Origin of the sequence: Arthrobacter sp. NQ4 (assembly GCF_029077345.1) — a bacterium.
In the GTDB taxonomy this organism is placed as follows: Bacteria; Actinomycetota; Actinomycetes; order Actinomycetales; family Micrococcaceae; genus Arthrobacter.
The window spans coordinates 30745-44340 of the sequence record NZ_JARETC010000012.1; the positions used below are offsets into that span (position 1 = coordinate 30745).

Here is a 13596-nt window from a genome sequence, read left to right on the forward strand (position 1 = left end):
TCTTGCAGGCAAAAGAATTTTAAAAATCTTGCCCATCCACCCGGCCAGCCGTTCCGAAGACAAAGTGTAGGAGTGTAGCCAATCACGAGGACGGGACGATGGATGCCGTGGACCAGCAGGCCCTGACCGGGGCTGTTATCAAGGAACACCGGCTGGACTTGGCCCAGTTGTGGCTGGAGTTCGTTGGGCTGGGTGGCGATGCCTCCGAACAGCTCATCCGTGACTACTGCGATGGCCAGGGGACCCTCCCGCCCAAGGAGCGGGACGCGTTGGCCCAGGCCGTCAATGAACACTGTGCCGCCGAAGGCCTGCTGCTGCGGGCTCCCCTCAGCAACTCCGATTTGTTCCTCTTCCGGCCGGAGTGGCATGACCCGGAGCGGAAAGACCCCTACTCGTCGAAGTAGCTGAAGGTGTCCGCGGCGCCGGCCACGGATGCGACCACGGCGGCGGCGACGTCGCGAAGCTTCATGTTCCTGCTGTTGGACGCGTCCCGCAGCAACTTGAAGGCGGCGGCCTGGCTGCAGCGGTTCTGCGCCATGATGGCCCCGGTGGCCAGGTCGATCACCGTGCGGGTCTGCATGGCGGCGCTCATGCCCTCCCGCGTCTCCTCCAGCTTCAGCATCCGCAGGGCAAGCTTCAGGCCCTTGGACGCCTGCCGCACGAACGCCTCGGCGGCGCGGACGCCGTCGCTGCCGGAGGCAACGGGCTGTGAGCAGTAGAACGTCAGGACACCCCGGGTGTCCCCTTCCAGCGCGGCCGGGATGCTCAGGACCGAAAGGATGCCCTGCCGCCGGAGCGCCTTGACGCACTCCGGCCACCGTTGCTCCCGCCGCAGGTCTCCCACCAGGACCGTGCCTCCGCTGCCCATGGCAGTCAGTCCCGGACCGTCGCCGTACTTGGACTCCAGCGGGGTTATGAGCGCTCCACCCGGCCGGCTGCTGGCGGTCGCCGCGGGCTTCTTGGGACGCAGCACCGTAATTTCACACGAACACTCATGATCCGGAGAGCCGAGCCGCGCGGCAGCATACTCCGCCAGGTCACGGAGGAATGCCTCCACCTCCTGGTTCTGCAGGAACGACTCCTGGAGATGCAGGGCAACGTCTGCGAAGTCCCTGTATTCAGGGACGCCGGCGTTCAGCACGGGTCTCACCTCCGGACAATGGTTAAACGCCACAGCATCGTGGCCGCCCACTGCCGAACGGTGATGACAGCCTACCTGTGCGGACCCCGTAACCTGTCAACCATGACGCGCCTCTCCACGCCCAGCGGACCCGTCCATGGCAGCTCCCTGGAAGCTGACGGGACCACCGTCCACCGGTTCCTTGGCATCCCCTACGCCGCGCCGCCGTCGGGCGCCCACCGCTTCCGGCCCCCGGTCCCGGTGCCGCCGTGGACCGAAGCGCTGGACTGCACGGCACCGGGACCCGCTGCGCCGCAGAACCCCGAATCCCCCGCGCCCCCGGGCGCCAGGCCGCGCACCTGGAGCGAGGAAGGCTGCCTCAACCTGAACATCTGGACACCGGGGACGGACGGTCCCGCCAGGCCGGTCATGGTTTGGGTCCATGGCGGCGCGTACCTTCTGGGCGCCAACAGTGACGGCATGTACGACGGCGCCCGGCTCGCCGCCGCGGCGGGCGTGGTGCTGGTGTCCATCAACTACCGCCTGGGCGCGCTGGGCTTCCTGCACCTGGCTGATCTTTTGGGTGCCGGGTATGAAGACTCCGGAAACCTCGCCCTGCTGGACCAGCTGGAGGCCCTCCGCTGGGTGCGCCGGAACATCGGCGCGTTCGGCGGCGACCCGGACAACGTCACCGTGTTCGGCGAGTCCGCAGGCGCGGCAGCGATCGGCACCCTGCTGGGCATGCCGGCGTCGGACGGGCTCCTCCGCCGGGCCATCATGCAGAGCGGCACGGCGGAACGGTACCGCCGGCCGGAGGACTCGGCCCGCATCAGCGCCGGGTTCCTGGGGCTGTGTGGCCTGGACGAATCGACCGCGAAGGAGCTGCTCACCCTCCCTGTGGAGCGGCTGCTGGAGGCCCAGGCCGCCCTGGAACGGCGGCTCGCAGCCGAAACCTTCGCCGTGCCGCTGCCCTTCCAGCCCACGGTGGGGACGCCGTCCCTGCCCGTGCCGCCGCTGGACAGCGTCCGGGCCGGGCTCAACAGCGGTGTGGACCTGCTGATCGGGACCAACCTCAACGAGGGCTCCTTCGCGGTCGAGATGCGGCCTCCTGCCGCCGGCGATCCGGACTACCCTGGCCGCGCCGCCGCCGTCCTGGCGGGTGCGGGGGTGCCGTCGGCGCAGGCCTTGGGCTACCCGCAGGCGCTCGCCCGGGTGCTGTTCCGCGAGCCTGCCGGCAAGGAACTGCTGGAGGCCGCCATCGCCGATACCGTCTACCGCCAACCCAGCAACCGGCTCCTGGCAGCGCGCCAACTGGCTGCAGAGGACGGTTCAACAGCACAAGGCGGCGCCGGGAAGACCTTTGCCTATCTGTTCACGTGGCGCAGCCCGGCGATGGGCGGAAAACTTGGTGCCTGCCACGCACTGGACATCCCCTTCGTCTTCCGGCACCTGGACGCACCGGAGGCCGCGTTCCTCACCAGGGGCAAGGCACCGGCAGCCCTCGGCGACACTATGAGCGGGGCCTGGGCGGCCTTCGCCGGCACCGGAAACCCGGCAACTGCGGGGCTGGAATGGCCCGAGTACGGCGGGGCACGCCGCACCCTGGTACTGGGCGACAAAATCCGGCTGGAGGACGATCCGCGCCGGGAGGTCCGGGAGTTCTTCGAAGCCGTCAGGCCGCTGCCAGCGCGTTAAGCGTGTCCCGGATCCCGTTCAGTGCGGGATCGCGCAGGGAATTGAAGGCAGGCTTCAGGAGCGGCTGGATGATCTTGGCCGGCCCGTGGATGCTGAACTCGGCCGTGTACTTCACCACCGAGCCTGTCCCGTTGGGGCTGACATCGATGGAATCGAACGAGGTGACGGTCTTGTTCTCGCCGCGCAGCTTGATGTGGTTGTCCGTCAGTTCGATGACCTCGTAGACCAGGGTCTGGCGTTTCCCGCGGAACTCGGACTCGGCGTGGTACTTGTGCCCCACAGCTACGGGTCCCGGCGTGATTTTGTCCATGACGGGGGTGTTGGGGTCCCACTTGGTGGTGTTTTCGAACTCACGCATGAAGGCAAAGGCCTTCTCGGCGGACAGGTTGGTTTCCACACTTCCGGTGACTGTGATCATCACCCCAGTCTAGGAGCACCGCGCAACGGGGCGGCAGCCATCTTGTAGCAGAGTTTTCCGCCCAGCTCCCGGGGCCGGATCCATGCCTCGTACCCTTCGGCGGCGGTGAACAGTTCCCTGCCGCCACCGGCGTCGGCTGCGAGCCACAGCGCGGCCGGGCGCGGCATGGCGTCATCCACCACACCGGCCCGCACCACCTCGGAGTCCCTCCGGATCTCCACCGGAACCCCGATCAGGCGCCCCCAGTCGTGGCAGGGGTAGGGCTTCATGACGTTCCCCCGATGTGTCCGGCTAGCAGCCCTCGAAGTCGGTGAGGACCTTGACCTTGCCCGCCGAGGCCGACGACGGATCGAACGTGTACCCGATCCATTCCTTTGCCAGGCGGCGGGCGAGTTCGACGCCCACCACGCGCTGGCCCATGGTGAGGACCTGGCAGTCGTTGGACAGGATGGAACGCTCAACCGAGAACGAGTCGTGCGCGGCGGTGGCGCGGATGCCTTCCACCTTGTTCGCGGCGATGGCCACCCCGATGCCCGTGCCGCAGAAGAGGATGGCCCGGTCGGCCCGGCCGTCGCGGATCATCTCGCCGGCCGCGATGCCCACGTAGGGGTAGGGCCTGGTGAAGTCGTCCGCGGCGTCGGTCCTGTTGACGCCGATGTCGATCACCTCGCTGACGCGGGGGTCGTTGCGGAGATCCGCCAGGACCTTGTCCTTGTAATCAACGCCGGCTTCGTCCGCGCCGACAATGAGCCGCAGCCCCATGGTGTGTCCTTCCGTCGTCATTACTTGGCTCCCGCCGGCGCAGCGCCAGCTGTAGTGGTGGTGACATGAGGCCCCATCACGGCGAAGACCATGGCAAGGGACGTGGCGCCGGGGTCGGCGGTGCCCAGGCTTTTCTCGGCCAGCGGGCGGGCGCGGCCCTTGAGCGGCAGCAAATCGGCGGTTGCCTCCGCCGCGGCTGCCGCTTCGCGGGCGGCGTCCTGCCAGGCCAGGCCTGGCTCGGCACCGTCAGCCACCGCGCGGCTGAATGTTGAAGCGAACGGCAGCAGGGCGTCCACCATGGTCTTGTCGCCGATTTCGGCCTTGCCCAGCTGGACGATGCGGTCCGCGAATGCGGTCACGCCGGCCGCGAGGACGGGAGCCTCGGGTGGGGAGGAGTTTCCCACCGTCTCACCGAAGGCGCGCAGGCCCGCTCCCCACAGGACACCGGAGGTTCCGCCGGCCTTGTCCGCCCAGGCGTCGCCAGCGGCAGCCAGCACGTCGCCGGCACCTGCACCGGCGGTGAGGGCGGCGGATGCTGCGGCAGCGGCGGCGTCCACCCCGCGGACCATCCCGCGGCCGTGGTCGCCGTCGCCGGCGATGGCGTCCATCCGGCCCAGCCGTTCCTCGGCCCCGTGCAGCAGGGTGCGCGCGGCACCGATGGCCTCGACGCAGGCCGCGGCATACCCACGGGAGGCGTCCGTGGCGACGAATGCCTCCGCGGAGGCGCCGGCGTCGGCCGCTTCTTCCCCGGCGGAAGTTCCCGCCGGGGTGATCACGGCACCCCGGCGGTAGGCCGGAGTCTCGGCAGGGGCAACCCACAGCGGTTCCAGCTCCTCATCCAGCCAGGTGATGGTCAGCGAGACGCCGGCCATGTCCAGGCTGGTGACCAGCTCGCCGACCTCAGGCATCACCAGCGTGTAGCCGGCGTCGCGCAGCAGCGGCGCAATGGTTCCCCAGAGGACGAACAGCTCCTCGTGCTTGGTGGAGCCGAGCCCGTTGAGGATGACGGCAAGCCTGCTGCCGGCATCCGGAGGGGTTTCGGAGAGTACCCGGGCCACCAGTTCCCGGCCCAGTTCCTTCGCCGACGGCAGGTCGGTATCGTGCAGGCCCGGCTCGCCGTGGATGCCAAGGCCCAGGCCCATCTGCCCCTCCGGAAGGGTGAACAGCGGGGCGTCGGCGCCGGGGAACGTGCAGCCGGCGAACGCGCTCCCGATGGTGCGGGTCAGGTCATTGGCCTTGCGGCCCAGGCGGACCACCTCGGCCAGGTCCGCGCCGTTCTCGGCGGCGGCCCCCATCACCTTGAAGACGGTGAAGTCACCGGCGATCCCCCGGCGCTTTCCGGATTCCGACGGCGGGGCGCTGGCGATGTCGTCCGTCACCAGGACGTTCTCCACGGCGATGCCCTCGGCGGCCAGGCGCTCGCTGGCCATGCCGAAGTTCATCACGTCGCCGGCGTAGTTGCCGTAGGTGAAGACGACGCCGGCACCGGACTCTGCGGCCTTGGCCACCGAGTAGGCCTGCTGGGCGGACGGCGAGGTGAAGATGTTGCCCACCACGGCGCCGTCCGCGAAGCCGGTGCCGATCACCCCGGCGAACGCCGGGTAGTGCCCGGAGCCACCGCCGGCCAGGACGGCGACCTTGGGCTGCGCGGGCCGGTAGCGGCGGACGGCGCCGCCGGGGACCTGGCGGACCAGGTCCGAGTGGACGTCGCAGAAGCCTGCCAGGGCCTCCTCGGCGAACTCTGAGGGGTCGTTGAAGATTTTGGTCATGGTGGGTTCTCCGGCGTCCGCGGTGTTATGTGAGCAGGGCTGTCAGGGGCTGCTAGTGGATGTGGCTGCCGCCGTTGATGTCGATGGTGGTGCCGGTGAGGTAGGCCGAGTCCTCGGAGGAGAGGAAGGCGATCACGGCGGCCACTTCCTCGGTGGTGGCGTTGCGGCCCAGCGGGATGCCGGCGTTGATGGCGGCCTCCTGCTCCTCGGTGCTGCCCACGCGGATGTTGGTGTCAACCGCGCCGGGGGTGATGGCGTTGACGGTGACGCCGGTGGTGCCCAGTTCACGGGCCAGGGCCTTGGTGAAGCCCAGGATGGCTGCCTTTGCGGCGGAGTAGGGGACCTTGCCGAAGACGCCGCCGCCGCGCTGGGCTGACACGGAGGACATGTTGACGATCCGGCCCCAGCCGTTGTCGATCATGTCCGGCAGGAAGGCCTTGGTCACCAGGTAGGTGCCGGTGGCGTTGACGTCCATGACCTTGTGCCACAGCTCAAGGGTGGTCTCCAGGAACGGGATGGGCGAGGTGATGCCGGCGATGTTGGCCAGGGCGCCGACGGGCGGGAGATTGCCGGCGGCCACTTCGGCGGCGACGGCGGCCTGGGCGGCAATCACGGAGGCTTCGTTGGCGACGTCGATCTCGTGGCCGAAGGCGGGGACGTTGAATTCGTTGCCGATTTCAGCTGCGACCTTGGCGGATTTCTCGCCGTCGAGGTCAAGGATGACGATGCCCCAGCCGTCGCGGGCGTAGCGGCGGGCGGTGGTGATGCCGATGCCGCGGTCCGAGGTTGCTCCGGTGAGGACGGCGGTGCGCTGGATGGTGGTCATGGTGGTGCTCCTTGAATTGTTTTGGTGGATCGATTGCTCCCTACCGGCTCCCAACCTTCGCAAGCTCAGGTCGGGGCCCTCGCCGGCAGGGGCCCACGTAGTTGTCGTTTATGGGGTCCGCAACGGCATCTACGCAGGTGGGGTTCAGATGAGGTCGGTGATGAAGCTTGCTGCGTTGGCGGCGGCGGCCGGGCGTTCGTCATTGGTGACGTCCCGGGTTTCCAGTTCGAGGGAGAAGTGGCCGGTGTAGCCGTCGGCGGCGAGCCGCTTCAGGCCGCCGGCGAAGTCGGCGTCCCCGTTGCCGATGCTGAGGTTGATGTTCCCCGGCACGGCGTCGCGCAGGTGGACGTGGCTGATGCGGCCCTGGTGCCGGTCCAGGTAAGCCTGGATGTCCTCGCCGGAGGCCACAATGTGGCTGAAGTCCATGACGATTCCGACGCCGGAACCGGCTAGGCGGTCGGCCAGGAGTCCCGCGCGCTCCAGGTTCCAGCAGAACCGCAGGAAGTGCAGGGATTCGGTCCAGAGTTCGACGCCGAACTCCGCCGCCCGCCGCCCGGCACCTATGAGCTGGGCGGCAACGAGGTCCAGGTCCTCGTCAACGCTCCGGACCGGGGCGTGGTCCAGGGCGCCGCACGGCAGGACCAGTGCCTTCGCACCGATGTTTGCCGTCAGGGTCAGCAGGGCGTCAAGGTGGCGCTCCCGCCCGGCCCGGCCCTCGTCGTCGAGCACTTTGTTCAGGTCCCCGATGTCGCCGTTCACGGAACGGACGCGCAGGCCCGAGGCGTTGACCTCGGCGGAAACTGCGGCGACGGCACCGGCGTCGAGCCCGTACGGTACGTGGTCACAGACGCCGGGCAGCGCGCCCAGGTCGATTTCCTCGAAGCCCAGCCCCTTCATGGTGCGCAGGGCGGTGCCCAGGTCCTGGTGCCGGAAGCTGATGGACGAGCACCCAAGTCTGGAATGGAACATCATTGATCCTTTGGTTCGTGCCGGGCTGTAGTGATGGGGACCACAATACGGACGTTAACTGTCAACAGTCAACTCTAAAAGTCGACTGTTGACAGTAAGAATGATCTGGGTCACACTGGATCCCATCAATTGTTAACAGTCGACAGCGGCGGACCTCCTTCAGCCGCTTTTCGAAAGGGAACCACCATGAGCAAAGATGCTCTGACCATGCGCGGCCCGGTCCACGGCACCAAGGACGCCCGGCGAGTTGCCATCGGATCCGGCGTGGGGGCCGTGATTGAGACGTATGACTTCATCGGCTTCGGCACCGCTGCCGCACTGTACTTCGGCACCGCATTCTTCCCCGGAAGCGATCCCGTGACCGGCACCTTGGCCTCCTTCGCCACCCTCGGCGTCGGATTCGCAGCCCGCCCCCTTGGCGGCATCATCGGCGGCCACCTCGGCGACAAGGTGGGCCGCAAGCCGGTCCTGGTCGCCTCCCTCATCCTGATGGGCCTGGCCACCTTCGCCATCGGCCTGCTCCCCACCTACGCGGCAGTCGGACTGCTGGCCCCGGCACTGCTGGTCTTCGTCCGCATCGTCCAGGGCCTGGCCTTCGGCGCTGAGTGGGGCGGCGCGATCCTGATGAGCTACGAGCACGCACCCTGGAAGGCCAAAGGCAAGTACACCGGCATTGTCCAGGCCGGCTTCCCCGTGGGCCTGCTGCTGGCCAACCTGACCTTCCTGTTCAGCGTCCAGCTCGGAGGCGAGCTCGCCTGGCGCATCCCGTTCCTGGCAAGCATCCTGCTGGTCATCGTGGGCCTGGTCATCCGTTCCAAGGTCCCCGAGTCCCCGGTGTTCGATGAGGTCAAGGACAGCGGCGCCATCGTGAAGGCCCCCATCGTGGAGGTCATCAAGACGGACTGGCGCAACATCGTCAAGGGCATCGGCCTCCGCATCGCCGAGACCGCCGGCTACGCAGTGTCCATCACCTACATGATTTCCTACATCAACAGCCAGCACCTGGCGGACAAGAGCCAGACCCTGATCGCCCTCTGCATCGCTTCGGCCATCGGCATCTTTGCCACCCAGGCCTGGGCGGCAATGACGGACCGCATTGGCCGCCGCCCGCTCTACATCTGGTCCACCGCTTTCGCCGCACTGTTCGCCATCCCGATGTTCCTGCTGGTCAACACCGGTCTGTTCATCGCCATCATCCTGACCATCGTGATTTCCTATGCGGTATGCCAGAACTCCCTGGCCGGCGCCCAGGGCGCCTGGTTCCCGGAACTCTTCCAGGCCAAGACGCGCGCCTCCGGCGCCAGCCTGGCGTACCAGATCTCGGCCATGGTGTCCGGCTTCACCCCGTTCATCACCACGCTGCTGTTCGTCAGCTTCGGCTGGATGGGCCCTGCCCTGCTCTTCGGCGCGTACGCCCTGATCGGCCTCTGGGCCGCCGTCGCCACCAGGGAAACCTGGGGCAAGCGGGAACGCGAGCTGGCTGACGAGGCCACCAAAAGCACCCCGAACACCGTCAACGCCTGAATGACCACCACGCACACGACCACGGAGCCAGTAATGCCTACAGATACCGTCCAGGACGCCCCGCAGGGACAAACACTGCAGGAACAAACACTGCAGACTGCGGTGACTCCGGAACGGCTGGAGAAGATCAGCGCCGCCGCCTACCGGATCCGGCACCACGCCCTGAATATGGGCGAGGTCCAGGGCCAGGGGTACGTGGGCCAGGCCCTGGGTGCCGCGGACATGCTCGCCACCGTCTACGGTGACCAGCTCCGCTTCCGCGCCGAGGACCCGCACTGGGAAGCCCGCGACCGCTTCCTGCTCTCCACCGGCCACTACGCCATCGGCCACTATGCCGCTCTCGCCGAAGCCGGGATTGTCCCGGTGGAGGAACTGGAGACCTACGGCTCGGACGATTCCCGCCTGCCGATGTCCGGAATGTCCACCTATACGCCCGGCATGGAAATTTCCGGCGGCTCGCTGGGGCACGGCCTGACCATCGCCGTCGGCATGGCCCTGGGCCTGCGCTACCAGGGCTCGTCCTCCCGGGTGTTCAACTTCCTCTCCGACGGGGAACTGGACGAGGGCTCCACCTGGGAGGCCGCGATGGGCGCGCACCACCACCAGCTGGGCAACCTCACCGCCATGGTGGACATCAACGCCCTGCAGGCCGACGGCAAGACGGACACGGTGCTGCGCACCGAACCGGTCACCGAAAAGTGGGAATCCTTCGGCTGGTACACCCAGCGGGTGGACGGGAACGACATCGGGGCGCTGCTGGCGGCGTTCGACAACGCAGCTGCCCAGGCCGCCACCGTCGGACGTCCTTCCGTGATCCTGTGCGACACGAAGGTGGGCCGGGGCGTGCCGCTGCTGGAGAACCGCGAAAAGGCGCACTTCATGCGCATCGAAGAGAACGAATGGCAGATCTGCCGCGAGCAGCTCACTGCCGGCTACGAAGGAAAGGCTTCAGCATGAGCACCACTACCGAGGCCCCCGACACCGCAGCAGCGGCCAAGCCGAAGCTGAAGACCTCGGCGATGATCGCATCGTTCGCCGACCCGGGCCAGAAGACCTCCAACGCACCGTTCGGGCATGCCCTGGTCAAGGCCGCACAGGAGAACGACAAGATCGTGGGCCTGACCGCGGACCTGGGCAAGTACACGGACATGCACATCTTCGCCCAGGCCTTCCCGGAGCGATTCTTCCAGATGGGCATGGCCGAGCAGCTGCTCTTCGGCGCAGCCGCCGGGCTCGCCGAGACGGGGCTGGTGCCCTTCGCGTCCACCTACTCGGTGTTCGCCGCGCGCCGCGCCTACGACTTCCTCTGCCTGGACGCGGCCGAACCGAACCTGAACGTCAACATCGTGGGCGGCCTGCCCGGCCTGACCACCGGGTACGGCCCCAGCCACCAGGCCACGGAGGACATGGCGATCTTCCGCGGCATGCCCAACCTGACCATCGTTGACCCCTGCGACTCGATCGACATCGAACAGGCCGTGCCGCAGCTCGCCGTCTCGGAGGGCCCCACCTACCTGCGCCTGCTGCGCGGCAACGTGCCCACCGTCCTGGATGAGTACGACTACACGTTCGAGCTCGGCAAGGCCAAGGTGCTGCGCGGCGGCAACGACGTGGTGTTCATTTCCTCCGGCCTGATGACCATGCGCGCCCTGCAGGCAGCCAAGGCCCTGGCGGCACACAACGTGGACGTCGCCGTCGTGCATACCCCCACGATCAAGCCGTTCGACGCCGAAACCGTCCTCAAGGAAATCAACACGGACCGCCTCGCCGTCACCCTGGAGAACCACTCCGTGGTGGGTGGGCTGTTCGAAACCGTGGCCTCCGCCGTCGTCACCGCCGGTGTGGGCAAGCGCGTGGTGCCCGTGGCGCTGCCGGACCAGTTCCTGGACGCCGGCGCCCTGCCCACCCTGCACGACCGGTACGGCCTTGCCGTGGACCGCATCGTGGCCAAAGTCCTCGCCGAGCTCGGCTAGGGCACGAAACCAATGCAGAAAGCACGGCACCGGTCCCCTCCGGTGCCGTGCTTTCTGCCGTAATATCGAAACCACTACCGACTGTAAACAGTCGACTTATGACATTGAGGACAGAAGCCATGGCCGGACTGACCGCCCCGCTGCTGGGACTGGAAAAGAAAAGCCTGCGCGAGCAGGCGCTCTCGGCACTGAGGACCGCCATCACCAGCGGCGAGCTGGAACCGGGCCGGCACCTGGTGGAAACCGAACTGTCCGAGATGCTGCAGATCAGCCGCGGCACGCTCCGCGAAGCCCTCCGCCAGCTGGAACAGGAGGGCCTGCTGTCCGCCGGACCCCGTGGCCGCCTCTCCGTCCGCCACCTGGACGAAAAGGAAATCCGGGACATCTACGCCGTCCGAGCCGCCCTGGAATCCCTCGCCGCCCGGACACTCTGCGAGCTCCCGGACCGGCAGCACGTCACCGAATCCCTCCACAAAGCCATCGACGCCATGACGGAGGCCACGAACGGAAGCCTGGAGGAGCGGATCGAATCCGACCTCGAATTCCACCGAACCCTCTGCCGGCTCACGGGCAATGAAACCCTGCTCCACTCCTGGGAGTCATTGGAAGGGTCCATCCGGATGTCCATCATGTTCGCGGGCCTGGAAAAGGGCGTCAGCAACATGAGCGTTGACCGCCACAAGGACATCGTGGGCGCCATCGACACCGGGGATGCCACCCTGGCCCGGAAGACCATCCTGGAACACATGGATACCGCCGCCGCCAACCTGGTGGCGTAGCCCCTTCGCGGCCCTGTCCAGGGAATCCTCGCGACCTCCCGGCCGTTAACCTACTGCGCGGTAAATAACCGCGGTGGTAACGAGGGATGGTATGACCGCAAAGTTTGTGTCAGTCGAGGACGACGCCGGAAAGGTCACCCGGTACAGCCGCCATGACAACGGCGGCGGCCTCATCGCTCCGGGAGCCAGCGTGGCGGAGAGCGCCCGGATCGGCCCCATGACCTACGTTGAGCACGGCGCGCAGGTGGGTTCAGGCTGCCGGATTGGACACGGCAGCTGGATCGACCGCGGCGCGACCATCGGTGACCGGACGGTCATCGGCGACGGCGTGCGCATCGGCCGGGGCACGGTGATCGGCAACCGCGTCCACATTGGCAGCCACTCGCGCATTGGCTCCAGCGTCCTGATCGAGCACGGCGTGCACCTGGATTCGGACAGCACCGTGCCGGACGGCAGCGAGGTCCTCGCGGGCGCCCACTCACGCCTGGCACCGGCCAGGCACCGGACGCACCGCAAGGCGAAGGGCGGGCTGGCCGCCTAAGTTCCGGGCCCCATGCGTACGCTCAGGGGTCAGCCCGCAGTGCTTCCGCGCACCACGAGCTCCGCCGGATAAATGACGGGCTCCCAGGCCTCTTCGGGGTTTCCGATTGCGCTGACCAGCAGCTTCCCGGCCGCAGCCGCGATGTCCGCCACGGGATGGGCCACGGTGGTGAGTCCCAGGCCATTTGCCGCCTGGATGGGGTGGTTGTCGAAGCCCACCACCGCCACGTCGTCCGGCACCCGCCGCCCACTTCCGCGAAGAGTGTCCACTACGCCGAGCGCCATGAGGTCTGATGCGGCGAATATCCCGTCGACGCCGGGCGTCCCGGCCAGCAGGCACTTGGCAGCGGCGGCACCTCCCGCCGTCGTGAAGTCCCCGTGCATGACCGGTCCGGGCTCAAGGCCGGCTTCCCTGAGCCCCTGCAGCCATCCTTCCAGGCGGTCGACGGCGGCCGTCATGTCCGTGGGGCCGGCGACAGTGGCGAGCCGGGTGCGGCCGGTTCCCGCCAGGTGCCGTGCCGCCAGCCGCCCGCCCTCGACGTTGTCCAGGTCCACGTAGGGAATCCCGGATTCCGTGTCCCACGGCCTTCCGATGAAGACGGCGGGCAACCCGGTGGCGCCCAGGGTCTCCACCCAGTCGTCAGCACGGTGGTGGGATACCACGATCGCACCGTCAACGTGGCCCCCGCGCAGGTAGCGGATGGTCCGCGCCGAGTCGTCGCCGGCCCGGGACATCAGCAGTACCAGCTGCAGGTCCGTCTCACGCAATGCTTCATTGACTCCCGTAATGACTGCGGCGAAGTACGGGTCCATCATGACCCGGGCGTCGGGTTCGGGGATGACCAGCGCCACCGAACCCGTGCGCCGGGTGACCAGGCTTCGCGCGGCACGGTTTGGGGTGTAGCCGAGTGCCACGATCGCGGCATCAACCGCAGCCTGGGCCTGCGCACTCACCTTGGAGCCGCCGTTGATGGCGCGGGATGCCGTGGAGCGGGACACCCCAGCGGCCGATGCCAGGTCCTCCAGCGTGGGGCTGGGCCGCGCGGGGCCGGCCGGAGCGGCCCGGCTGGTCTTTTCGTTCATTACACCGACAATACGACACCGCCGCTCCATGGGAGCGCTCCCGCGAAACCCTTGCTCCGGCCAAAACCCGATGCTACGCTTCCCCGACGGGAGCGCTCCCACCACTCGACCCCGGCTGCCCCTCGCAGCCGTTATGGT

General features: G+C 67.9%; 15 protein-coding genes. 7 read left to right on the plus strand and 8 right to left on the minus strand.

Features of this window, described 5'->3' with window-relative positions:
• Window positions 1-98: 98 nt before the first annotated feature.
• Window positions 99-404, plus strand: coding sequence for a hypothetical protein (locus PUN51_RS17220; protein ID WP_159634131.1), 306 nt, complete (start codon window positions 99-101; stop codon window positions 402-404).
• Here the strand turns inward: PUN51_RS17220 and PUN51_RS17225 are convergent.
• A complete protein-coding gene (locus tag PUN51_RS17225) occupies window positions 389-1141 on the minus strand; it encodes a GAF and ANTAR domain-containing protein (protein WP_275181911.1) in 753 nt (250 codons plus the stop codon). The two genes, PUN51_RS17220 and PUN51_RS17225, sit on opposite strands and share 16 nt — an antisense overlap.
• A gap of 102 nt (window positions 1142-1243) precedes the next feature.
• Between PUN51_RS17225 and PUN51_RS17230 the strand changes: the two genes are divergently transcribed.
• Window positions 1244-2815 carry a carboxylesterase/lipase family protein gene (locus PUN51_RS17230; RefSeq protein WP_275181912.1) on the plus strand — a complete coding sequence of 524 codons (1572 nt, stop codon included), beginning with the start codon at window positions 1244-1246 and terminating at the stop codon, window positions 2813-2815.
• Here the strand turns inward: PUN51_RS17230 and PUN51_RS17235 are convergent.
• The 6 genes from PUN51_RS17235 to PUN51_RS17260 all read right to left on the minus strand — a co-directional run bounded on the left by PUN51_RS17235 (window position 2793) and on the right by PUN51_RS17260 (window position 7559).
• Complete coding sequence (locus PUN51_RS17235; RefSeq protein ID WP_275181913.1) at window positions 2793-3233, minus strand: SRPBCC family protein; 441 nt, start codon at window positions 3231-3233, stop codon at window positions 2793-2795. The two genes, PUN51_RS17230 and PUN51_RS17235, sit on opposite strands and share 23 nt — an antisense overlap.
• Window positions 3233-3502, minus strand: coding sequence for a hypothetical protein (locus PUN51_RS17240; protein WP_159634144.1), 270 nt, complete (start codon window positions 3500-3502; stop codon window positions 3233-3235). The genes PUN51_RS17235 and PUN51_RS17240 overlap by 1 nt, the downstream gene beginning before the upstream one ends.
• Before the next feature lie 22 nt (window positions 3503-3524).
• Entirely contained in the window at window positions 3525-4016 is a 492-nt protein-coding gene (locus PUN51_RS17245) for an RpiB/LacA/LacB family sugar-phosphate isomerase (RefSeq protein ID WP_275181914.1), read from the minus strand.
• Window positions 4016-5764, minus strand: coding sequence for a dihydroxyacetone kinase family protein (locus tag PUN51_RS17250; protein ID WP_275181915.1), 1749 nt, complete (start codon window positions 5762-5764; stop codon window positions 4016-4018). The genes PUN51_RS17245 and PUN51_RS17250 overlap by 1 nt, the downstream gene beginning before the upstream one ends.
• Before the next feature lie 52 nt (window positions 5765-5816).
• Window positions 5817-6590 carry an SDR family NAD(P)-dependent oxidoreductase gene (locus tag PUN51_RS17255; RefSeq protein ID WP_175317869.1) on the minus strand — a complete coding sequence of 258 codons (774 nt, stop codon included), beginning with the start codon at window positions 6588-6590 and terminating at the stop codon, window positions 5817-5819.
• A gap of 144 nt (window positions 6591-6734) precedes the next feature.
• On the minus strand, window positions 6735-7559 hold the full coding sequence (locus PUN51_RS17260) for a sugar phosphate isomerase/epimerase family protein (protein ID WP_275181916.1): 825 nt from the start codon (window positions 7557-7559) through the stop codon (window positions 6735-6737).
• A gap of 186 nt (window positions 7560-7745) precedes the next feature.
• Between PUN51_RS17260 and PUN51_RS17265 the strand changes: the two genes are divergently transcribed.
• From PUN51_RS17265 to PUN51_RS17285, 5 genes are all read left to right on the plus strand, one after another.
• Complete coding sequence (locus PUN51_RS17265) at window positions 7746-9083, plus strand: MFS transporter (RefSeq protein ID WP_159634156.1); 1338 nt, start codon at window positions 7746-7748, stop codon at window positions 9081-9083.
• 33 nt (window positions 9084-9116) lie between these two features.
• Window positions 9117-10040 carry a transketolase gene (locus tag PUN51_RS17270; protein ID WP_275181917.1) on the plus strand — a complete coding sequence of 308 codons (924 nt, stop codon included), beginning with the start codon at window positions 9117-9119 and terminating at the stop codon, window positions 10038-10040.
• Complete coding sequence (locus PUN51_RS17275; protein WP_159634162.1) at window positions 10037-11056, plus strand: transketolase family protein; 1020 nt, start codon at window positions 10037-10039, stop codon at window positions 11054-11056. The genes PUN51_RS17270 and PUN51_RS17275 overlap by 4 nt, the downstream gene beginning before the upstream one ends.
• A gap of 119 nt (window positions 11057-11175) precedes the next feature.
• Window positions 11176-11835: a GntR family transcriptional regulator gene (locus PUN51_RS17280; protein WP_159635915.1), complete on the plus strand. Its 660-nt coding sequence runs from the start codon at window positions 11176-11178 to the stop codon at window positions 11833-11835.
• Window positions 11836-11926: 91 nt separating this feature from the next.
• Complete coding sequence (locus PUN51_RS17285) at window positions 11927-12376, plus strand: DapH/DapD/GlmU-related protein (protein WP_224024327.1); 450 nt, start codon at window positions 11927-11929, stop codon at window positions 12374-12376.
• Between the two features lie 29 nt (window positions 12377-12405).
• Here PUN51_RS17285 and PUN51_RS17290 read toward each other — a convergent pair whose 3' ends face one another.
• Window positions 12406-13458, minus strand: coding sequence for a LacI family DNA-binding transcriptional regulator (locus tag PUN51_RS17290; RefSeq protein ID WP_275181918.1), 1053 nt, complete (start codon window positions 13456-13458; stop codon window positions 12406-12408).
• Between the last annotated feature and the right edge of the window lie 138 nt (window positions 13459-13596).